The organism is Neobacillus bataviensis LMG 21833, assembly GCF_000307875.1.
In the GTDB taxonomy this organism is placed as follows: Bacteria; Bacillota; Bacilli; order Bacillales; family Cytobacillaceae; genus Neobacillus; species Neobacillus bataviensis.
Map to the genome: position 1 here is coordinate 38,938 of NZ_AJLS01000054.1, position 21,467 is coordinate 60,404.

At 39.0% G+C, this 21,467-nt stretch carries 20 protein-coding genes and 1 riboswitch; of the genes, 8 read left to right on the forward strand and 12 right to left on the reverse strand.

Annotated features, from left to right (window positions below):
- Positions 1–81: 81 nt before the first annotated feature.
- Positions 82–1,380 (forward strand): ABC transporter substrate-binding protein, encoded by a 1,299-nt coding sequence (locus BABA_RS08025; RefSeq protein ID WP_007084657.1) that lies wholly within the window; start codon positions 82–84, stop codon positions 1,378–1,380.
- 88 nt (positions 1,381–1,468) lie between these two features.
- Here the strand turns inward: BABA_RS08025 and BABA_RS08030 are convergent, their stop codons facing one another.
- On the reverse strand, positions 1,469–1,873 hold the full coding sequence (locus BABA_RS08030) for a globin domain-containing protein (RefSeq protein ID WP_007084658.1): 405 nt from the start codon (positions 1,871–1,873) through the stop codon (positions 1,469–1,471).
- Positions 1,874–2,094: 221 nt separating this feature from the next.
- On the opposite strand from BABA_RS08030, the gene BABA_RS08035 reads away from it, so the two are divergent.
- Both BABA_RS08035 and BABA_RS08040 read left to right on the forward strand, forming a co-directional pair.
- Complete coding sequence (locus BABA_RS08035; RefSeq protein ID WP_007084659.1) at positions 2,095–2,451, forward strand: DMT family transporter; 357 nt, start codon at positions 2,095–2,097, stop codon at positions 2,449–2,451.
- A 3-nt stretch (positions 2,452–2,454) separates the two neighbouring features.
- A complete protein-coding gene (locus tag BABA_RS08040) occupies positions 2,455–2,769 on the forward strand; it encodes a DMT family transporter (RefSeq protein ID WP_007084660.1) in 315 nt (104 codons plus the stop codon).
- Positions 2,770–2,807: 38 nt separating this feature from the next.
- On the opposite strand, the gene BABA_RS08045 is transcribed toward BABA_RS08040, so the two are convergent.
- From BABA_RS08045 to BABA_RS08055, 3 genes are all read right to left on the reverse strand, one after another.
- Complete coding sequence (locus tag BABA_RS08045; RefSeq protein ID WP_007084661.1) at positions 2,808–3,482, reverse strand: oxidoreductase; 675 nt, start codon at positions 3,480–3,482, stop codon at positions 2,808–2,810.
- 47 nt (positions 3,483–3,529) lie between these two features.
- Positions 3,530–4,048, reverse strand: coding sequence for a GNAT family N-acetyltransferase (locus BABA_RS08050; RefSeq protein WP_007084662.1), 519 nt, complete (start codon positions 4,046–4,048; stop codon positions 3,530–3,532).
- Between the two features lie 139 nt (positions 4,049–4,187).
- Positions 4,188–4,676: a hypothetical protein gene (locus BABA_RS08055; RefSeq protein ID WP_007084663.1), complete on the reverse strand. Its 489-nt coding sequence runs from the start codon at positions 4,674–4,676 to the stop codon at positions 4,188–4,190.
- 155 nt (positions 4,677–4,831) lie between these two features.
- Positions 4,832–4,876, forward strand: a riboswitch (PreQ1 riboswitch).
- Positions 4,877–4,915: 39 nt separating this feature from the next.
- Between BABA_RS08055 and BABA_RS08060 the strand changes: the two genes are divergently transcribed.
- The gene (locus tag BABA_RS08060; RefSeq protein WP_051186030.1) at positions 4,916–5,446 is read left to right on the forward strand and encodes a QueT transporter family protein; all 531 of its coding nucleotides are present in this window, start codon (positions 4,916–4,918) and stop codon (positions 5,444–5,446) included.
- A 79-nt stretch (positions 5,447–5,525) separates the two neighbouring features.
- Here BABA_RS08060 and BABA_RS08065 read toward each other — a convergent pair whose 3' ends face one another.
- Genes BABA_RS08065 through BABA_RS08090 form a run of 6 tightly spaced genes read right to left on the reverse strand, consistent with a single transcriptional unit; the run spans position 5,526 to position 11,920 of the window.
- Positions 5,526–6,599 carry a Gfo/Idh/MocA family protein gene (locus BABA_RS08065; RefSeq protein ID WP_007084665.1) on the reverse strand — a complete coding sequence of 358 codons (1,074 nt, stop codon included), beginning with the start codon at positions 6,597–6,599 and terminating at the stop codon, positions 5,526–5,528.
- Between the two features lie 33 nt (positions 6,600–6,632).
- Positions 6,633–7,820 (reverse strand): Gfo/Idh/MocA family protein, encoded by a 1,188-nt coding sequence (locus BABA_RS08070; RefSeq protein WP_007084666.1) that lies wholly within the window; start codon positions 7,818–7,820, stop codon positions 6,633–6,635.
- Positions 7,821–7,827: 7 nt separating this feature from the next.
- Complete coding sequence (locus tag BABA_RS08075; protein WP_007084667.1) at positions 7,828–9,339, reverse strand: tripartite tricarboxylate transporter permease; 1,512 nt, start codon at positions 9,337–9,339, stop codon at positions 7,828–7,830.
- An 18-nt stretch (positions 9,340–9,357) separates the two neighbouring features.
- Entirely contained in the window at positions 9,358–9,840 is a 483-nt protein-coding gene (locus BABA_RS08080; RefSeq protein ID WP_007084668.1) for a tripartite tricarboxylate transporter TctB family protein, read from the reverse strand.
- Between the two features lie 26 nt (positions 9,841–9,866).
- Positions 9,867–10,916, reverse strand: coding sequence for a Bug family tripartite tricarboxylate transporter substrate binding protein (locus BABA_RS08085; protein WP_007084669.1), 1,050 nt, complete (start codon positions 10,914–10,916; stop codon positions 9,867–9,869).
- Positions 10,916–11,920, reverse strand: coding sequence for a LacI family DNA-binding transcriptional regulator (locus BABA_RS08090; protein ID WP_083865333.1), 1,005 nt, complete (start codon positions 11,918–11,920; stop codon positions 10,916–10,918). The genes BABA_RS08085 and BABA_RS08090 overlap by 1 nt, the downstream gene beginning before the upstream one ends.
- A 591-nt stretch (positions 11,921–12,511) precedes the next feature.
- Between BABA_RS08090 and BABA_RS25980 the strand changes: the two genes are divergently transcribed.
- Entirely contained in the window at positions 12,512–15,472 is a 2,961-nt protein-coding gene (locus BABA_RS25980; protein ID WP_007084671.1) for a leucine-rich repeat protein, read from the forward strand.
- Between the two features lie 171 nt (positions 15,473–15,643).
- On the forward strand, positions 15,644–18,139 hold the full coding sequence (locus tag BABA_RS25985; RefSeq protein ID WP_007084672.1) for a TIM barrel protein: 2,496 nt from the start codon (positions 15,644–15,646) through the stop codon (positions 18,137–18,139).
- Between the two features lie 126 nt (positions 18,140–18,265).
- Here the strand turns inward: BABA_RS25985 and BABA_RS08105 are convergent, their stop codons facing one another.
- Positions 18,266–18,967, reverse strand: coding sequence for a copper homeostasis protein CutC (locus BABA_RS08105; RefSeq protein ID WP_007084673.1), 702 nt, complete (start codon positions 18,965–18,967; stop codon positions 18,266–18,268).
- A gap of 295 nt (positions 18,968–19,262) precedes the next feature.
- On the opposite strand from BABA_RS08105, the gene BABA_RS08110 reads away from it, so the two are divergent.
- Positions 19,263–19,787, forward strand: a complete 525-nt coding sequence (locus BABA_RS08110) for a DinB family protein (RefSeq protein ID WP_007084674.1) — start codon at positions 19,263–19,265, stop codon at positions 19,785–19,787.
- Positions 19,788–19,981: 194 nt separating this feature from the next.
- Complete coding sequence (locus BABA_RS08115) at positions 19,982–20,407, forward strand: VOC family protein (RefSeq protein WP_007084675.1); 426 nt, start codon at positions 19,982–19,984, stop codon at positions 20,405–20,407.
- An 87-nt stretch (positions 20,408–20,494) separates the two neighbouring features.
- On the opposite strand, the gene BABA_RS08120 is transcribed toward BABA_RS08115, so the two are convergent.
- A complete protein-coding gene (locus BABA_RS08120; RefSeq protein ID WP_007084676.1) occupies positions 20,495–21,373 on the reverse strand; it encodes a LysR family transcriptional regulator in 879 nt (292 codons plus the stop codon).
- Positions 21,374–21,467 lie beyond the last annotated feature (94 nt).

Consider the following 21,467-nt stretch of genomic DNA (forward strand, 5'->3'; position numbering starts at 1 on the left):
AACAACCTCTGCTGTCTGAATTAAAACGGGCAGCAGGGATTTATATAAAAATTAGATCTAACAAACCAGGAGGGAAAACAAATGGCTTTGAAAAAATATTCAATCGCAGCAGGGATTTTATCCGCATCACTTTTATTAGGGGCTTGTGGTAACAGCGACAGTGCTTCTGGAAATAAGAAAGACAGCGGCAGCAAAGATGGTAAAGTAGTGGTCGATATCTTTAACGGAAAAGTTGAAATTGCAGATCAATTGAAAGCGTTAACAGATAAATACACAAAAGAACACCCTGATGTTACGTTTAACATTGAATCAGTAGGCGGCGGTGCAGATGGTTCGGCAGCTCTAAAAGCAAAATTTGCTTCCAACAAAGCGCCTGATATCTTTGGTAACGGCGGCTATCAAGAAGCTATTACTTGGAAAGATAAATTTGAAGATTTATCTGATCAGCCTTGGGTAAAAGATGCTTATGAAAATGCATTAAAGCCAATGACAATGGATGGAAAAATCTACGGACAGCCTGTTAACATGGAAGGCTACGGCTTCGCATACAATAAAAAGTTATTTGAAAAAGCCGGTATTAAAGAACTGCCAAAAACCTATTCAGAGTTAGAAGCAGCTGCGAAAAAACTGAAGGATGCTGGAATCACTCCATTCTCAGTTGGCTATGCTGAATGGTGGGTGTTAGCAAACCATGGTCTTAACGTTCCATTCGCGTACCAACAAGCTGACGATGAAAACTTCATCCCTGGCTTAAACGATGGTAAATCTAAGATTGAAGGCAATAAATATTTTGAAGATTACCTAAAGCTTGTTGATTTAACTGTTAAATACGGTAACAAAAATCCATTAACAACTGACTATAACACGGAAGTTACCCAATTCGCTAACGGCGAAACTGCGATGATTCAGCAAGGTAACTGGATTCAGCCAATGCTTGATAAATTAAACCCTGGTATGGAAGTTGGCTTTATTCCACTTGCTTTAACTGACGATGCTAAACAAGCCGATAAGTTAATGGTTGACGTACCTACAAACTGGGTCGTTTATAACAAGGCACCTGAAGCAGACAAAAAAGCAGCAAAAGATTTCTTAAATTGGATGGTTTCATCTGATGCTGGTAAAGAAGCATTAGTGAAGGATTTCAAATACCTTCCTGCTTTTAAAACAATTGAAGCAAAAGCAGAAGATATTGGACCTCTAGGTGCTGATCTTCAAAAATATTCACAAGAAGACAAAACTTATTCTTGGCAGTTTATGAAATATCCTGATGGCGCAGGTCAAGAATTTGGTGCAACACTTCAAGCATATGTTGGCGGTCAAAAAACTGCTGCCGAAGCATTGAAAGCTTTTGATGCTACATGGGCTAAATTGAAAAAATAATGATGATAATCCGAAAAACTCCTCTTTTTGCAGAGGAGTTTTTCATTTTAAACAAAGTAAGATCCCGACACCGGTGTCGGGATCTTTGTTACTCACTGTCTGGTGTATTCACCATGATTCCGGCAACTTGTGTTAATCGATCATAAAAGGCACGTCCTGCCGGGTTTTGATCAAGTCCAATTTCCTGAAAGGCTTCTCTCATACAGCGAAGCCAGCACTGTGCCCTTCTAGGAGTTACCTCAAATGGCAGGTGACGATCCCTCATTGCAGGTGGACCAAATTCCTGGCTATAAAGCGCTGGGCCTCCCAAAAATTGCGGCAGAAACATCCTTTGCTTCCGCTTAATCTCTTCCATATCCCCTTCAAATAATGGTGCCAATTCGGGATCATCATATACACGCGGATAAAACGCATTGACCAGCTGATCAATTGTTTCCTGTCCGCCAATTTCGCTATAAAGTGACTTAAAAGTATATTCCAATTTCTTCACCATCCTCTTTTATTTTTCCCCTGTTTAAATTTATTATAATGATTATCCAGCAAGAGTTTTGTGATTTAAATCACACCAAATTTCTTACTAAAGGAAATTCCCCATGCTTTTACAGGCAACTTCAAGCAGCTTTTTCAGATGATATGGTATCCTAACATAATATGTCGGTTTCGCTTAGGGAATAGTAATGAGACCATAGCAGGCATCTTCTAGAGGTGAATAAAATGAATAAAGCCTGGTTTTATGTAGTTTTAACTTGTTTGTTTGAACTTATTTGGGTGTACGGTTTTAATACTGCTGAGACTTGGTGGGAATGGGGAATTGTAATAGGGATCATCTTAATCGATTTCCACTACCTTCCAAAGGCATGTGCAAGTCTTCCAACAGGAACGGTTTATGCTGTTTTTTCGGGAGTTGGCACTGTTGGAACTGCGTTAATGGATGTTTTCCTATTTGGCGGAAGTTTTAATACGGGTATGTTTTTATTCGTCGCTTTAATCGTAATTGGTGTCATCGGTCTAAACCTTGCTGATAATAAAGCAAAAGTTGAGGAAAAAGAAACCGCGAAAGGAGCTGCCTAAAACATGGGCTGGTTGTTTGTTCTTATGGCGGCTGTAGGTGAAATTACCGGTGCTGCTGGATTGAATTTATATAGTCAACGGAAAACCTTCAGAAATGGTTTGCTTTATATCGGCGGATTCGGTGCTTCCTTTGCTTTTTTATATACCTCGTTCCATTTTTTGCAGCTGAGTGTTGCCTATACCGTTTGGGTCGGCATTGGCACTGCAGGCGCTGTACTCATTAACATCTTCCTTTTTGGGGAATCAAAAAACATCGGACGGATCGTAAGTGTTGGGTTGATTATCATTGGGGTCATAGGTTTGAAGGCATTTTCATAATATGAAACATAACTCAGAGAAACGGACACTTCCCTGAGTTATTTTTGATTCGCGATTCTTTCAATTTCATGTGAAGGATAAGTATTCATAACATTTTTGCCTGATTCCGCAGTTATAGCCATTGCTAGTGCGACTTTTTTCGCCTCAATTGCTTTATAGGGACGCAACGGTCCTACCATAACTTTATTTAATAATCCACTAGCTTTCGCCGCTAGTTTTTCTCCAAAGCGAAACTCTTTACGTTTACCCAATAGCAAAGATGGGCGAAATATATGTAATGATCGCAAATTTAATGTTTTTAACGATTTCTCAACATCACCTTTTACCTGATTGTAGAAAAATCGGGATTTGGAATCTGCCCCCATTGCGGATACAATGAGAAATTTTTCTGCGCCGCCCTTTAACGCTAATTTTGCGGCCTCTAACGGATATTCAAAATCCACTTTCCGAAACACTTCTTTTGACTTCGCTTTTTTAATCGTTGTTCCCAAACAACAAAAAACATCTGTTACCTGAAATAGTTCGGAATAGGCTTCTAGCTTATCAAAATCAGCTATAAACTGTTCGCAAACTGGTGATTCAAAATTTTCAATCGGTCTGCGGATTAACAAATGAATCTTGTTATATTGATTTCGCTGGATAAGTGTTTTTACTAACTCATTACCGACAAGACCGCTTGCCCCTAAAACAAGGGCTGTTTTATTAGTGCTCACTTGATTGGCTTCCCTCCTTAGTGACGATTTCGTAAATTCCCACTATATTAAAACAACTTTTCATAACAAAAGTACGTTCCATGCTCAGCAGGTTTCGAAGAGAAAAATACTTCGCCTGTTTTGTTGTAGCCTCTTTTCTCATAAAAGCCTAATGATCCTTTGTTTCCGGAATAAGCATCGAGCCGTATTCCGTCATATCCTTGTTCCTTAGCCATTTTCTCTGCAAATTGCAGCATGATTCCACCAAGACCTTTTCCCTGAACGGTTGGATGTGTACAAAACGAATGAAGGACTAAATAGTTTCCATTCTTATTAGACCAATCTACCGCATCCCATTCAGCAATTTCCCATTCATTCAAAACCATGGCTCCTAATATTTCCGATTCATTATGTAAAATAAACATTTCTTTTTCGTTAATCGTATGTGCAAAATACTCTTTATTCGGATACTCATCATCCCATTGATAGATCCCCTTTTGTTGCAGTGCCTCTTTACAATCTTGAAAAAGTCGCTCTATTCTTGCTAAGTCCCCAGTTTTCGCCAATGAAATTTGTTCTTTTTCCATCCCTATTCTCCTTTTATCTATTTTCCAAATATCGGCTTTATACTAATTGTAACATTTTACAGATTTTCTGATAATACAAGCCATGCAAAATAAAGCACCGCAAGTTGAACGATTTCATCCGACTTGTGGTGCTTTATTTTTATGAAAGTATTTTTTGAATAATATTTTTCGGTTTTTTCCTTAATTTTTCGACGAATAATTGAAACAAATACATTAGCACAGATTTTGCCATAAATAAAATCCCCATTTGATAATGTTTCATTCTGACCAGTGAAACCACTCCCATATTTCTGAGGATGATCATTCCGGGGTATACAAACAAAAAGTCCGTTACTAAATTCACCACCAAGAAGCGGAGGAAGTTTCCAAATGTGAACTTTAGAATCCATATTGAACCTATAAAGAACGGCCCGACAATAAAAGGAATTTCCCCCATTACATTTGGAATGAGTTTTTCATAAAAGCGCCACCATACCCGTTTTTTTGCTAAAAGACTTTCACAAATTACCCAGATGCAAACAAGCAAGGCCCCAGGATAAAATCGCCGGAACGATTTTTTCCCTAAGAGCGGCAATGACAGCCAAGATACTAGCATCATCGCGAGTAAAAACATTTTATTATATTTCATCTATCAGCCATTCCTTTTTTTCTTATAGGATGCACAAATTGGAAGAATTTTATTAATCTGGATGTGTTTTTTGAAAAATATTTAAATTTTTTCCAAAATAGTGTCATTGACGGGCACCTTTATTTATATTAATATATTAGATTGCAAGTATTATATTTAACGTGGTTCGAGAACCTCCCACGTAAAAAAACTAAGGAGAAATGATTATGGAGAAAACAACTAATACATTAGCGCAGCCAATGGGAGCTAATGCAGGGGCTAATTCCACCGGAACTGCCGCGGCAGGCAAGGTAAAGGGAATTGTCGTTAACGGGATTATTGCTGCATTGTATATTGCAGTCTCGGCCTTAATCCAGCCATTTGGATTTACCCAGGTACAGTTTCGTGTATCGGAAATGTTTAATCATCTTATTGTTTTTAACAAAAAGTACATTTATGGAATCGTCCTTGGTGTATTTTTGACGAATTTATTCTTTTCACCAATGAAGGCATATGACCTGATTTTCGGTGTCGGCCAATCGGTGATTGCCTTGTTAATCACGATTGCGTGTGCACGCTTTATTAAAGGCATTTGGGCGAGAATGATCGTCAATACACTTGTCTTCACGTTCACGATGTTCTTGATTGCCCTTGAACTGCATTTGGCGTTTGATCTGCCGTTCATGTTCACGTGGCTGACAACAGCAATTGGTGAGTTTGTCGTGATGGCAGTTGGCATGCCTGTTATGTACGTTATTAATAAACGTGTTCGATTTGATAAAATGGTTTAGAAAATAGTAAGAGCTGCAGCTTGATCTTTTCAAGCTGCAGCTCTTTTTTGTTTTGACTGTATTTAAGGTCATTGTTGATTTACTCTACAACCATCGCTTGTTTTTGAGCTGACAGGCAAAGTTCAGCAGCTTTAAACGCATGTTCTTGCGTCATCGCTCGTTCTGTCCTGTTTAAGCAATCCAAAATCAATTCTCCAAAGAAAGGATATCCGACTTTTCCGCTTAGCTCCAAGTGATGTACTCCTTCATCGTTCACCATATACAGGTGATCACCACTCGGATCACGGGCAATATCAATATACTTTCTAAGTTCGATATACCCTTTTGTTCCTAAGATGGTTAATCTCCCATCACCCCAAGATCCCAGTCCGTCGGGTGTTAGCCAATCAACACGAAAATAATTGGTTGCTCCGTTGTCACCAAGTAAGGTAGCATCTCCGAAATCCTGCAGTTCAGGGTATTGCTTGCTGTGATAGTTCGCCACCTTGCTATGTAGCACCTTTGCATCCTTACATCCAGCAAAAAAGAGAAATTGCTCGATTTGATGGCTGCCAATATCACATAAGATGCCCCCATATTTTTCTTGCTGAAAAAACCATTCCGGGCGCAAATGCGCATTCAATCGATGCGGCCCTAATCCGAGCACTTGAACTACTCGACCAATCGCACCATCTTGAATAAGCTGACCGGCAAAGACAGCACTTTCCACATGTAAGCGTTCACTGTAATAAACCATATATTTTTGTCCGGTTGCTTGTACTTTAGACTTTGCCTGTTCCAATTGTTCAAAGGATGTGAAAGGAGTTTTATCAGTAAAATAATCCTTCCCATGCTCCATCACTTCGACCCCAAGCAATCCACGTTCAGAAGGAATAGCCGCCGCCGCCACTAGGTGCACATCCGGATCCTGTAAAATATCTTGAGCAGAGCTTGCCACACTCACCCCTGGGTATACTTCACAAAATTTCTTTACCTTTGCAGGGTCTGGATCATAAACCCACTTTAATGTTGCCCCCGCCTCCAATAGACCGTTACATTGACCGTAAATATGCCCATGATCAAGTGCCATCGCAGCAAAAACAAATTCACCTTTGCCTATTACTGGTTTAGGCTTTCCTTGCGGAGCGTAGTTCATTCCATCACTTTTTTGCATTTAGAATGTCTCCTTAATTGCCTAATACTAAGTTCAAATTTTAATAGAATGTTTGGTCGATAGATAAATCCTTTTGCCTTCAGCAGCGGACCAATAAGCAGCATAAATTGCTTTCGTAGTATCATATGCAAGCTTAAAATCAGATTTCGGTTTTCTCTCGAAAGCAACACACTCCATAAAGTCCTGGAATTCGCCTATATATCCCCTTACATACTCATCCATTGCGCTTACAAATTGCCAGCCTTGCTTCGTTTCCACTTTCTCACTAATAAAAATTTGATCCATATTCATTTCATTCGCGAAATAGGATAATGTATGGTTATTTGGTGTCATATTACAAATATGTGCGCTTTCTGAGGTAAAGACCTCTAGTAAGTTTCTAACTCCCCCAACAATCATATCTCCAGCCATCACTGCCGCCTTCGTACCATCTGAAAAAGTAATACTCACATTTGCCCAATCTTCAACATCTACAGGGCGTGCAGCAATAACACCTCTATCTTGCTCAGTTAAATGATTTGTAATATTTCCAACTTCCGCAACAACGCTTTCAATATGAATTTCTTCATTCCTTGCCTGAGCTTCCACTTGTTTTAAATAAAGCACGGCTGATAATGGGTGGCATCCCTGACGGATTAATGCACCGCCGCCAGTTTGTGCCCATAAAGCAGAATGAGCAGCATGAGATCCACTGTGACTCTCTTCACCTTTTAACAAAAGGACTTTGTTTTTTCTCTCTTTGATGATCTCTGCACATTTTGTAATCGAGGGTGCATACACCCAATTCTCTGCATACATGAATAACTTGCCGCTTTGCTCGGCCACTACTTTTAGTTTATCCATCCGACGAATCACATCATGATACATCTCTTCTTTGGAAACAGTAGACCCAACATTTGCTTCCCCTGTTCCATAATAGCCGGTCATAGGTTTTTCACAAATAACATGCTTTCCTGCCAACAAAGCACGTATGATCATTGACTCATGCAGGTGGGCAGGAGTACAAATATCTACAACATCAATTTCTGGATCTTCCAGCAACTGATCAAACTGCGAATAAACTTTTTCAATACCGTATTTGTCTGCAAAAGACTGTACCTTTTTATTGGTTGATGCCACTGCCTTCAAACAAACATCAATCCCAAATACCTTTTTATAACTATCTATGTGGATTGTCGCAATAAACCCGCTGCCGACGATACCAACATTCACTTTTTTCATTCCAAAGTCACCCCGAGATGTTTTTCTTTTTAGAAATAATTGGCTTTAACTTATCAAAAACTTTTAACTGAGCTAAAATCATTAAGATAATACCAATTACGAATACAAGACATAACGGTCTAGTTAAGAAAGGAGCCAGACTTCCATCAGACAAAACCAATGCCCGTCTTAAATTCGAATCAGCCATTGGACCAAGTACGACACCTAGCAAAAATGGAGCGGCTGGATATTTCATTGCTGATAAAAGCACACCGAGAATTCCGAATATGAACATCATGTAAACACTGGTGATTGAGTTATCAATAACGAATGAACCAACTGCGCAAAATACGAAGACGATTGGCATTAGAATTCTTTTGTCAATTTTGAGCATTTTCACCGTATATCGAGAGACGAGAAGTCCCAAAAGCAGCATAACAAATGCGCTAGCTACCAAATACATGCTCATTGTATAGATAAATCCAGGAGATTCGCTCAACAATAATGGCCCCGGTCTAAATCCGTGTAACCATAAAGCTGCTAGTAACACAGCTGAAGAAGTGCTTCCCGGTACAGCTAAAGTTAGAACAGGGATAAGGTTTCCACCAATCGTCGCATTAATACCGGTTTCTGCTGCGATAACACCTTCATATGAACCTTTACCAAACTCTTCTTTCTTTTTGCTGCGCATTTTCGCTGCCCAATACGACAACCAACCTGCCACATCTTCCCCGACTCCAGGAATAATCCCAACAGCGACTCCAAGGAAGCCGGATCTAAATACGGTAGGAAACTTTCCTTTTAAAATAGAAAGTCCCTTTTTTACTCGTAGATTTATGACTTGTTTAATGGCTTTCATTTCTTGATGTTTAAAAGAACTTACGATTTCAGGAAATCCAAACAATCCTATCATAATCGGAATTAATGGAATGCCTCCTATTAAGGCCATACTTCCAAATGTAAACCGTGGATAAGAGTTCAAGGCATCTAAGCCAATCTGGGCAACAAATAACCCAATTAGTCCGGAAATCCAACCTTTTAAGGAGTCGCCTCCTGATGTCAAACTACCACAAATCATGACGCCGAAAACAGCTAGTAAAAAGAACTCCCAAGAACCGAATTTTAAAGATAGCATCGACAGAAGCGGTGTTAGTATTAAGACACAAACTGCTCCGAATAAAGTACCTAGGAAAGCAGAGGCATTTCCGAGAAAAATGCCTAAGCCTGCTTCGCCCCTTTGCCCAATCTTATAACCATCCACTGCCGTTGCAGCTGCAGCTGGGGTTCCAGGTATGTTTAATAAGATGGCTGTTTGTACTCCGCCAGAAATTGCCCCAACATACACCCCAATTAATGATAAAATCGCTGTCTCTGAAGAAATCCCATAAGTCAAACCAGTCAAAAGCGCGATTGCCATTGTAGAAGTTAATCCCGGCAGTACACCGACTAATAGACCGAAAAACACGGCAAGCACTAGCGTCAGAAGATTAACTGGCGTAACAAGTTGATAAAGCGTATCGAGAATATATTGTAAGGCCATGTTATTCATCTTCTTTCTTTAAGGTAATGGTACTTTAAATATAATTTCAAATAGCGTAAAGATCGATCCGCTTACACAAGCAGATATAATAGTGATTTTAAGAATGGAACCAGCCTCCATCACTTTCATCAAAATAAACGTAAATATGAATGAAGAAATCAAAAACGGAAATCTAGGAAGCAGAATAAATACGAATAATGCAAGTATTCCTATTCCTAACAACGTATTTAATGTTTCTTTCATCTTGATGAATTCTGTAAACCAATGTTTGAATGCACTTATATTGCCTGTGAATCCTACATTTTTCAAACATCTAATAAATAATAATACGGAACATAGCGCAATCATCGTTCCAAGAAATAATGTTAGCAGTCCTGGCGAAGCGTAAAGCGGACCTCCAACATCTTCATGAATTCTCCAGCTATCCCATATAATATAGACAGAGACCAGAAACAAACAGATTGCCGAAATAAAATCGAGATGTTTAATATTCCCTTCCATTTGTTACCCACCTAATTTCATTGGAATTATTTTTTTGGCTTTGCAATGTCAAATTTCTCCGGTGAAATCTTTGCAACTCCACCATCGTACAATGCCCAGTCCACAGTAGTTGCAAGCTTCTCGACAAATTTTTGTGCCTCATCGCCGCTATAGCCAAGAACCTCTACACCTTTTTCCTTCGCAAATTTTTTCATTGTTTCACTTTTGATAGCTTTATTAAACGCTTCATCAATCTTCTTTACAACGTCTTTTGGAGTATCCTTAGGTACTGCGATACCAAAGGTTTCTCCTAATGGAACGATTGACTTCAATTCAGGATGAGTATCAGCAATGGACGGAATTGGATCTGCTCCATCAATTTCAAGCGGCTTTTCTGTTAGAGCTGCAAGTCCTTTTAATTTTTTCCCTCTAAGCATATCTACCATTTCCATCGATAATTGTGGAACAAAATCTACTTCGCCGGATAGAGCTGCTAGAATAGCTGGATTTCCTCCTTGGTATGGAACATGTTTGTAATCAAATCCAAGGGCTGACTTTAATACTTCACTTGCGATATGTCCGCCTGTACCAATACCAGCTGTACCTACAGATACCGCTCCAGGATGATCCTTCAAATCTTTTATTAGTGAGTTAACATCAGTGTATTTAGAATCTTCCTTCACAGCAATAACGTTCGGAGAAAGAGTGGCAATCCAAATATTCCAATCACGGTGTGTTTGTTCTGTGTATCCCATAACTGGGTAGCTGACAAATGCCATGAAGCCGTTACCTAACATTGTATAGCCATCATGTTTCGCATTCTGTACACTTAGCGTACCGACTGAACCGCTAGCTCCTGGCGTATTAACGACAGATATATTTTTCCCAAGACTCTTTGACATTTCATCTGCTAATGCTCTCGTTGTCAAATCAGTTCCGCCACCTGGATTAAAAGGAACTACCATGGTAATATCTTTCTCAGGCCAATTTGATTTTGGTTCAGCTTGGAATTTATCCGAAAATTTCGGCCATGCTAGTGCAAGTACAACAACAAGCGCAATTACAATTCCCCATACGATTCCTTTTTTGTTTTTCATTACAATTCCCCCTGATTATTTAAATTTTTTACAGAGTCTCCCGGCACAACTTCACAAAAAACTTTTTCTTTATGCCATGTCTGGCTCTCAGTTTCTCCTGCTATGTTTTTCAATAAAATTTCCGCGGCGATTTCGCCAATCTGCTCCTCACCTTGTTTGACACAGGTAAATTTCGGTAGACTTAACTCCGCCCAACTAGGGGTACCGACAATAACAACAGACATCTCTTCTGGAATACTTATCTTTCTCTCCCTTAACAATCGAATCGCACCTTCTGCCAGAATGTGGTGGCCAAATACTACAGCGGTAATATTTGAATCAAGGCAATGCTTCATTAAACGATAACCCGAATCTCTTTCAAGAGAACCTAGTTGAATCCATTGTTGCTTTACTTCTAGACCGGATTCCTCCATTGCGTTCAGGTATCCATCTTTCCTGTCTTGGACGTTAATAAAGGTGTCCCACCCGAGAAAGCCAATCCGTGTATGACCATTTTCTATTAAATGTTTTGTAGCCGAATATCCACTACTCAAATTGTCTGAACCTACGAATTCATATTGACTAAGTCCAATCAACGGTCTTTCAAGTATCACATAAGGGATCCCTAAGTTCCTAAGATGGTCCGTATTTTCAGTTCCCTGAATGGTAGGGCTGATAATTAAACCATCTACACGCTGTTCAATCATTTTTTTGATAATTTCTCTTTCTCTCTCCATATCGTCCACTGTGGTGCTAATGGAAATAAAATACCCATTACGATGTGCCACTTCTTCAATTGCTACAATAATCCGAGTGAAAAATGGATTATCGAACTGAGGAACTAATACCGAGAGGATACCCCGATCCTTACCCTTTAAGCTACTTGCAACAGCACTTTTTACGTAATTTAGCTCCTTAGCAGCCTGAAGAACTCGTTCTCTTAATTCTGCACTTACGTAGCGCCCCTCAGAACCATTGAGAATATAAGATACGGTAGCAATAGATGTTTCTGCCAACTTGGCCACGTCACGGAGTGTCGTATATTTCTTTTTCGGTTGTTTCTTCAGGATTGAACACCTCCTTCTAAGTAAACGTTTACTTATAAAAATAAATTAAAAGTAAACGTCCACTTTGGTAAATTTATGTAAACGTTTACTTAATCCAAGTTTATGAATCTTATAATACAATGTCAAGATGATTTTTTGAAAAATTTTAATTTTTTAAATTTATAAATTTAGTTTTCAGTTCTAAATTATAGTTCAATAGCTTACTTGAGCCAGGTAAAGTACAAACTTTCCCCCCGTTAAAAGATCTAGTTTAGACAACTACTAACTAACAAACGACTCATATACTTCTGATCAAAAAGTGACCATTATAATATTGACTTTATTAAAAGAAGTGTTACACTTTTGGTTAACGTTTACATTAAAGACTATTCGGAATATTTAAAAAATATATCCTTTTTGTCTCCTACTCTGCTATTTTTAAAAGTGCAGGTAAGAAGAATATGTAAACGTTTACTTAAGGGGATTTAATTTTTTGGGAGGTGATTGAATAGTAATTTACAAGAATACGTGGCAAAAATCAACCCGAATTAGAATAAAAGGAGTGAGAGCATGTATAAAAAGGCACGAAAAGTACTGAGCATTATTTTAGCGACTCTTTTAACATTGACATCGCTTCAATTTACATTGGGCACGAAGGTTCAAGCAGCCGACAATGCCGCCGATGGGGAAGCTATCATCACTTTTGATACAAATACTGGTCTTCTTGACCTTTTGGCGCAAGCCGGCTATGACAGCACAAATCCCGAGCAAGCCGCTAAGTTGAAGACTATTATTGTCAAAGCAGGTAAAGCAAAGAAAACGTTAGCGAATGCTGACTTTAACCCTGCGGGTAAGTCCTTTAGTAATTATAAAAACCTGACATCTTTCACGATAGAAAAGCCGGATGACCCTACTTATCTAACATGGAACGGTGGTAAATTGCCTAATAATGCCTTTAAAGGACTTACAAATTTGAAGGACGTAAAAATAGGAATTGATACTTCTAACATCGGTTCATCGGCTTTTGAGGGTTGTTCCTTATTGGAGAAAGCCGAGTTTGGCTTAACTAGAACGATCAGTCCGGGGGCTTTCAAGGGTAATACAAGTCTTAAATCACTCACATTTAACAAAACATATCTTCCAGTTGCGTTTGATGAATTTCCAGGTGAACCCACCGACTGGTTCAAAGACGTCAATACCGATAATCTCATCATTTATGTTCCTACAGTTGCAGTCTCTGTCTTCAAAGACGACGAGGACTGGATCAACAATTGTGTTGGCTGTACCTTTACTTCAAATGACGATGACGCCGAAAAAGATGCTGACGCTGGACCACGTGCAACAAAAGAGGTTGTAATTAATAATTTTACAACTAAAAAGCTGAAGGACGCCATTGACAAATATAAATTCGACTATAGTGATATCAAAGTACTTACCATTGAAGCGGGCGTTTTAGACCCTGCTGACTGTGCCTTTATTGCAACCAGTCTTAAAAAACTTGAAGAACTTTACATTATTGGTACAGCTAATTTCGTAAACGGGACCATTCCCAAAAATGCCTTTGAAGGCAATAGATATCTAACAAAAGTCAAAGCGGATAACGTAACGACAATCGGGGTGAAAGCGTTCAATTTATTTGAAAGCCTGACTGAGGTTGACTTTCCGAATGTTACAACAATAAGCTCGCAAGCATTTGCCCAAACAAAGGGTTCTACTGCTAGCATGCTTAAAATAGCTAGGTTTCCAAAAGTTAAAGTTATAGAACAACGGGCATTCTATTTTTGTGTGAGCTTAGAGCAGTTGTACTTGGGAAGCGTACCGCCCACGCTTACTGTGCCTGAAGGCAAACAAGGTCTGTGGTTTAATTATGTGACAGATATGACCATACATGTGCCCGACAAGGCAGCATATGATGAATATATCAAACTTGAAAATAACGATCAGATTGATTGGAGCGCACTAGATTTTATCGCGGATAGTGGCGAAGTTTTACCTGTTGTAGAGCGAGCGCCTGAATACATTGACGCTGACTATGACTATCTACGTGTGGATCAAGATCAAGCATTGCCATATTATAACGGTGAGTTCAAAACTAGCCTCAACTTGTATACATTTAACATGAATATAAACTCATGGATACAAGGGCGTACTTCCCCTGTCCCAATGACGACGATTGAGGCGATACAGTGGGCGCATGATCACGGATTTGACGCTGTCGACGTCACATGCTATTACCTACCCGGGTATAGCAATACAGCAATGCCGACACCTAAACAGCAAGAGGAAATTCTCGCGTATGCCAAAGAGATTAAAGAATTCAGCGCTAAATTGGGTATTGCGATAAGCGGTACAGGCATTCAGAATAACTTTGCTGATCCTAATAAGGCGAGACGTGATTTAGATATTGAGCGCATTAAGTTTTATATTAAGGTAGCACATGAAATGGGCGCGCCTATTATCCGAGTGTTTACTGGTCCTCCACCTGTTGATATTAAGCGCACTGGCTGGGAAGCGATTATGCAAGACCGAATTGTGCCTGACGTTCGGGTAATTGCGGATTACGCAAGAGATAATTATCCAGACGTAGAAATCGGCATCCAAAACCATGGCGATATGCTGGCAACGGCGAACCAAGTGTTGCGGTTTTTGGAATTGCTTGATAGAGACAATGTTGGCATCGTGAATGACACTGGATTCTACAAAGACTTTTTGACTACTGATGGCAGACAATATGATTGGTATAAGGATATTGCACTTGTCCTCCCGTATTCAAACAACTTTCAAGTCAAGAAAAAACCTGCCGGAGCCGAATCAGAAGAGCTTATGGATCTAGAAAGATTGTTTAGGGACATTAGAAGAAGCTCATACCGCGGTTATATACCAGTTGAACTTTTGTGGCTTCCCGCCGACGAAGGCTACCCGGGAAAACTTGACACACCTCCTTATGAAGAAACATTAGCGTTTCTTAAGATGATGAAAAAAGTGATGGAAGATACAAAACGGAACAATATTTATTCTGATTTGAGCGATATTAGCTTGTCATCGGGCGCATTGAAAGAAGATTTTACATCGGAAAAGACGAGCTACACGCAGCTAGTAGCAAATAGCGTTACAAGCCTGACGGTTACACCAATGAAAGCAGAGGCTGAGGCGACTGTAGAAGTGAACGGAACGATCGTCGAAAGCGGTCAGCCGAGCAAAGAGATTCTGCTTAACGCAGGGGTGAACACCATTACGATCGTTGTAACAGGAACGGATAAATCCACGAAAACCTACACGATTGAGGTCACAAGAGATAAACTGACATTTAATAATCTTTATCAGTTAATTGATGATGCTACAATTCAACATGGACAAAAAGATGCACTCAAAGCTCACATCAGCTCAGCTGAAAAAGCAAAAACAGCTGATCAACGCCAAAAGCATTTGGAGAATTCTCTGAAGTTTGTTGAAGGAATGTCAGATAAACATATTGACGCCTCGTCTAGACGAGATATTAAAACATACTTGAGGATAATGCTGAATCAATAAAATTAAAAGGCACTTTACTTGATGTAAAGGTCCCTTTTTCTATGAAGATGTTAAACTTTTTAATTTCATCCAATACTTTACCGTGGTCATTTTACATGAAAAGAAGTTAGATTTTGATAGTTTAAAACATTTATGTAAACGATTACCTAAAATAAAAAGGTGGTTTTTCACATGTTTAAATTAAAAAAGATTTATAGTTTAATTCTTACCACAGTGATGTTAATTGCTTTAATGCCTTTTTCAGCAATTGCAGAAACCAATCCGGATGGAGAAGGTGTTATTTCGATTCGTATATCAAATGCCGGGGGTGGACTAAAAGAAGCAGTTGATAGTATTGGTATCGGATATAAAGAGATTACCAGTCTTACTATTACCGATGGAATTCTGAACGGAACCGATACGAAATTTATTAATGAAAGTCTTACTAGCCTTCTAACTTTTGAGCTTGTAGACAAGGCTGATTTTGAGAATTCAACTGTGCCCGAAAAAGCGTTTGAAGAAAACCAAAGCCTTCAAACCGTAAAGTTTCTTAATACAAAAATCCTTGGAGGAAGAGCGTTTTATCAAGGGAGAATTGGAGGAGGAAATTTAAAGGCTGTGGAACTGCCCAAATTAACTGCTATGGGTAATAGGGCATTTTATAGAACTACGATTACATCTCTCACCCTTGGAGAAGAGCCGCCAGAAATGCTTCCAACGGGATACTGGTTTAAGGATGTTCAAAATTTAACGATTTATGTTCCAACCGAAGAAGCTATTCTAAAATATAAAGATAATTATGAGTTTATGGATTTTAGAATAAAGCTGATTGGTGATCTTAGTGAAGATGATGACGTAATTGACGAGAATCAATTTTACGATTATAAATACGACAAAAATCTTGATTATCAATATACAGGTGAATATTACACTGGTGATTATAAGGTTAGTCTTAATTTGTACAGCTATAATGTAAATTTGAACGCTTGGAGAGACAACAAATCAGATGGCCCACCTCCAATCGATACTTTTGAGGCAATACGAGCAGCCAAAAAGGCTGGATTTGATGCGGTAGATATTACGGCTTACTATATTCCAGGATACGATAATAAAACGATGCCTACTAAATCAGATGAAGAGATTTATGACTTCGTTAAGCGGTTAAAGGATCTTTGTAAAGAACTTGGAATGGAAATTAGCGGAACGGGTGTACAAAATGATTTTGCAGATACTAATGCTGAAAGACGTGCTCTCGATGTTGAACGGATAAAATATTGGATTGATGTAGCAGCAGAAATGGGTGCACCTGTCATGCGTGTATTCTCTGGTGATGTACCAAAAGATATTAAAAGCCTTGGCTGGGAAACAATAGCCAGAGATAGAATTGCTCCTCCTTTAAGAGAAATTGCAGAATATGGGGCATCTAAGGGGGTTAAGATCGGCCTTCAGAACCATGGTGACATGACTTCTACTGCTGGACAGATCATCCAAATCCTAAACTGGGTTGATCATCCTAACATTGGAATTATTAATGATACTGGTTATTTTAGGAATTTCCGAAGTAATAACTACGGATATGATTATAATTGGTATCATGACATGCGGGCGGCACTCCCTTACACCAATAACTTCCAAGTAAAGAAGAAAACTGCTGGACAAGAAACAGATGTAAAAATCGATATGGATCGACTATTTACAGATGTAAGAAATAGCAGCTACCGTGGATATATTCCGGTTGAGTTACTATGGGTACCAGGAGATGAGGGCCATCCTAATACTCTTACCGAACCTCCACATGAGGAAATTAGCCGTTTCCTTGGATTGGTAAAAGAGTCTTTAGAAGCTACAAAAACAAGTCCACGGGTGAAAAACATAGAGGTATTAGGGAAAGAGAAACTTAATCTTGGTGAAAAGAACCAAGTAATAGTTAATGGTATTTATAGAGATAACAGCAAAAAGCTACAGACAGAAAACATAACCTATCATAGCTCCGATCCATCTGTAGCAAGCATTAATTCAGAAGGTCTTGTTACAGCATTGAGCGAAGGAGAAACGGTTATAACTGCTGAATATGATACTTTTAGAAAAAAATATCTACTTAATGTGAAGGATCCATCTTTAGTCAAAATAACAACAGCTGATTTAGAAAAAATGCTAGAGGAAAATAATCTTACCATTACTTTCGAAGGTAAAGAAGGAGAACTGCGTCTGCCGACAGCAGCAGCAGAAATGCTTGGGAATCAAAAATTAGACGTGATGTTGGGAAAAGCGACATGGTCGATAGATTCAACAACTTTATCAGAAGTGGCTGATTTGATGAAAAAGCAAGAAATCGCGGATGGAATCATTTCCTTCAAGGTGCACCGCTTGTCGGATGAAGCGACAACATCCCTCCTAGAGTCCCGACATAATAAAAATGGTTTGATTGAAAAGGTTAGTGACATTTTCCAACTTACTTTGGATGGAATCCGTCCTGACGGTAGTACCGTAAATGTGAATCAACTAAAAAAACCGCTTCATGGATTGATTAGTCTCGGATCAAAAGCGGATGGAAATATTGTAGGTATTTATGATTTAGGCCTCTCAGGCGAGGATTGGAAGATCGCCAAAGGAAAGAAAAACAATAATGAAGCAACAGTTGAATGGCTGCCTAATCGCTATTTCGCCATAGCGATAAATTCGAAATAACTTGAGATATAGAATACAGGATGAAGATTAGTCTAAGTTCCTGACACCGATAAAAGCAATGCTGCTAAAATTAATATGCTGCAACTCTTTTTTGTTAAAAACTACTTCGTATTCTTAGTTGGACGGCTAATACCGATTAACTAATTTTTTCCTTACTTTTTCAATCTCAACTCCGTTGATTCGATTGCTAAAATCACCATCAATCCTTACTGCAGAGCCAAAATGATATTCTGCAGCATGGAGCTGGTCGTGAATGTATTCAATATTATTGGCGGAAAGACCTGAACCTGGCATGATGGTTGGGGAGTTTGCGGATTTCTGCGACTCCTCAATCATTCTTTTTAATATATCAAGTCCTTCATGCGCAGCCGGTTTTCCACCTGATGTCAGGATTCGATCTACTTTATAACTAGAATGGCATAGGGATTGATAAGCCTCTAGTGAATTTGTTTCATCAATCGCACGATGAAACGTTACGGAGAGTCCCTTCGCTTCTTCTAACACCATAGAGAGCATGTCAAAATCTACTTTTTGCTGATTGTTTATTGCCCCGAAGACAATTCCGGCCGCACCCAATTCTTTCATTATTTTAATATCTTCGCGAATGGCCACCCATTCATCATTGCGGTACACAAACGAAAAGCTATGTGGCCGTACCATGACCATCACAGGAATCTTCACACTCTGAACAACTGTTTTAATGATTCCGTAACTAGGTGTCAGTCCGCCTTCTGTCATGGCGGAAACTAACTCAAGACGGTCAGCGCCATAGGCCTCCGCTGTTTTGGCATCTTCTTCATTTAAAACAATGATTTCTACTTTGCTCATTTTCATAACCTCTTAATTAGAAAAATATTTGTATTACACTTTAGTTTGCAACTTTTTTCTGTATTTTACAAGTTATACCTATTAATTTCTCCTGCTAACAATATATTGGGATATGTTCGTAACCTATCCCAATTATTATTTCTTTTTTTATACCTAGAAAAGGAAACGAGTTTTTATTGTTACCATTTCCAACCTAATCTTTTCGATTTTTTTGAATATTGTGGTAGGATTGAAATGTTAATGATTAAATATGAAGGGTGAACATGCCTTCGAGATTAGAGGGGAGAGAACGGGATTGTTACAACGTCCATTAGAGAATGAATATCCTGAGTATTATGTACCTTATGTAAATTTAGTATCGGATAGTGACCTTTTGTCGATTTTAAAAGAGAATTTAGCGGAGACGGTTGCTCTTTTTGAAGGCCTATCCGAGGAAGATGGGCATTACCGTTATGCATCTGGAAAATGGAGTATAAAAGAAGTTCTTGGTCATATGACTGATACCGAAAGAATAATGAGCTATCGCCTGCTTCGTGTTGGCCGCGGTGACCAAACACCATTGGCTGGGTTCGACGAGAACGATTATATTAAGGGATCCCAGATTGACCAACTTTCGAATAAAGTGATTCTTGAGGACTTTAAAGCAGTACGAAATGCCACCATCACCTTAATCCAAAACATGGCGGATGAGCCTTGGGGCAGAAAAGGCTTTGCCAACGGTACAGAAATCACCACCCGTGCCATCGCCTACATCATCGCAGGGCACGCCATCCACCATGGCAACATCATCAAAGAAAGATACCTGTCCGGATTGAAATAAATAACACGGCAATAGTGAAATTGGTGTCAGGCACCAATTTCACTATTGCGAACATAGGTTCTTTGTTTTATAATTGAATTATCGGTAATACTAGGATGTGGCTGCTTTTATTGGTTAGTGTCAGCAAGATGCCTGTCTTCATACTATCGAATAAGGCAAGTAACTTTTCTTATGAGACAAGGAGCGATTATTTTATGACAGTAAGATTGATTCCCTATTTGGTGATGAAGGGTAATGCAAAGGAAGCGATTGAGTTTTATCAACATGCATTGGATGCACAGGTTCTTTTTAAACAATCTTTCGGTGAAATGCCGGAAAATCCGGAGTTTCCTCTCCCTGCAGAAGCAAAGGATCTCGTGAGTCATGCAACAATTAAAGTTGGCGAGACAGATCTAATGTTTTCTGATACGTTCCCAGGTCAGCCACATGAAAGCGGAACCCAAGTGACCATCTGTATCACCACTGACGATGCTGAAAAGGCTCGCAAATTTTTTGATGCCTTACAAGACGGCGGTCAAGTTCAAGTGCCATTGCAAGAAACTTTCTTTAGCCCTGCCTATGGTAGTGTTACAGATAAATTTGGTGTTACCTTCCAAGTTTTCGCTGAAGGCAAACACTAATTTATTGAACGAAAAAAACGGCTCTGTCAGCAATCTTGTGACAGGGCCGTTTTTTTTATAGCGCCACATACAACTCTGATTCATATTCTACAATCTATAATTCGAAATAAACTTTAAAAATTCACTTTGTTTAGAATGATTATATTTCATTACCGCGTAGGTATTGGCTTCAGGCATTTGAATTGAATGACAGTCTACCTCTAGTAATCTCCCCTCTAATAATTCTCTCCTTACCGTCGATGTCGGCAGAAATGATACTCCTAACCCTTCAACAATAAATCTTTTTGTAATATGAACCTGCGAGACTCTCATCATTCGTATACCTGGATATTGATTTTTGACCATTCTGCAAAGAAGATCCCAGTAGCCAGGATGATTGTGGGTGATTAAATAATTGGTTGTTAGCACCTCTTCCTCGTTTAGAGGCGGCGCTGATTCAGCATCCCTCCCATCATGAGGAGCCACCAATATAACACGGTCTTTTGATAAAAGTTCACAAAGCAAATTGGGATGGCTGCTGTTTAGGCACGAAAGACCTAGATCAACTTCTTCCTTTAAAACCGCCTGCTCAATATCGACAGATTCAATTATTTTTACCGAAATCTCTACTTCCGGATACTGATTTGTATAGCTTTTTAAAACATATGGCAAGATGGTATCTGCAATAAGTGGTGAAATTCCGAGTAATAATTTCTTTGTATATCCTTGGGTAAAAGAATTCAGATCCTCAAGGCCTACTTGATAGACTTCAAGTAATTTTTTTGCGTGAACTAAATATCGTGTTCCCTCTTCAGTCAGTTTTATTTTTTTCCCATCCCGATGGAACAACAGGATACCAAGCTCTTTTTCTAGATGTTTTATATGAACCGTAACGGAAGGTTGTGAAATATATAATAGCTCCGCTGTCCTGCGAAAATTCCCATATTCTGCCGCTGTAATAAATGTGTTGAGCCATTGAAATTCCATAAATTGCTCCTTATTAAAAATAGTAATCAATTACTTTAATAATATTTAATGTTCTTAATTATCTTTATTTTATAAAATAATAATAAATAAGGAA

Bases quoted from the DNA above. Each gene is read 5' to 3' on its own strand.
- BABA_RS25985 (WP_007084672.1), top strand. From the start codon at position 15,644: ATGTTTAAATTAAAAAAGATTTATAGTTTAATTCTTACCACAGTGATG.
- BABA_RS08070 (WP_007084666.1), bottom strand. From the start codon at position 7,820: ATGAAAAAAGTGAATGTTGGTATCGTCGGCAGCGGGTTTATTGCGACA.
- BABA_RS08025 (WP_007084657.1), top strand. From the start codon at position 82: ATGGCTTTGAAAAAATATTCAATCGCAGCAGGGATTTTATCCGCATCA.
- BABA_RS08075 (WP_007084667.1), bottom strand. From the start codon at position 9,339: ATGGCCTTACAATATATTCTCGATACGCTTTATCAACTTGTTACGCCA.
- BABA_RS08105 (WP_007084673.1), bottom strand. From the start codon at position 18,967: ATGAGCAAAGTAGAAATCATTGTTTTAAATGAAGAAGATGCCAAAACA.
- BABA_RS08120 (WP_007084676.1), bottom strand. From the start codon at position 21,373: ATGGAATTTCAATGGCTCAACACATTTATTACAGCGGCAGAATATGGG.
- BABA_RS08040 (WP_007084660.1), top strand. From the start codon at position 2,455: ATGGGCTGGTTGTTTGTTCTTATGGCGGCTGTAGGTGAAATTACCGGT.
- BABA_RS08060 (WP_051186030.1), top strand. From the start codon at position 4,916: ATGGGAGCTAATGCAGGGGCTAATTCCACCGGAACTGCCGCGGCAGGC.
- BABA_RS08055 (WP_007084663.1), bottom strand. From the start codon at position 4,676: ATGAAATATAATAAAATGTTTTTACTCGCGATGATGCTAGTATCTTGG.
- BABA_RS08065 (WP_007084665.1), bottom strand. From the start codon at position 6,599: ATGCAAAAAAGTGATGGAATGAACTACGCTCCGCAAGGAAAGCCTAAA.
- BABA_RS08080 (WP_007084668.1), bottom strand. From the start codon at position 9,840: ATGGAAGGGAATATTAAACATCTCGATTTTATTTCGGCAATCTGTTTG.
- BABA_RS08115 (WP_007084675.1), top strand. From the start codon at position 19,982: ATGACAGTAAGATTGATTCCCTATTTGGTGATGAAGGGTAATGCAAAG.
- BABA_RS08050 (WP_007084662.1), bottom strand. From the start codon at position 4,048: ATGGAAAAAGAACAAATTTCATTGGCGAAAACTGGGGACTTAGCAAGA.
- BABA_RS08085 (WP_007084669.1), bottom strand. From the start codon at position 10,916: ATGAAAAACAAAAAAGGAATCGTATGGGGAATTGTAATTGCGCTTGTT.
- BABA_RS08035 (WP_007084659.1), top strand. From the start codon at position 2,095: ATGAATAAAGCCTGGTTTTATGTAGTTTTAACTTGTTTGTTTGAACTT.
- BABA_RS25980 (WP_007084671.1), top strand. From the start codon at position 12,512: ATGTATAAAAAGGCACGAAAAGTACTGAGCATTATTTTAGCGACTCTT.
- BABA_RS08030 (WP_007084658.1), bottom strand. From the start codon at position 1,873: ATGGTGAAGAAATTGGAATATACTTTTAAGTCACTTTATAGCGAAATT.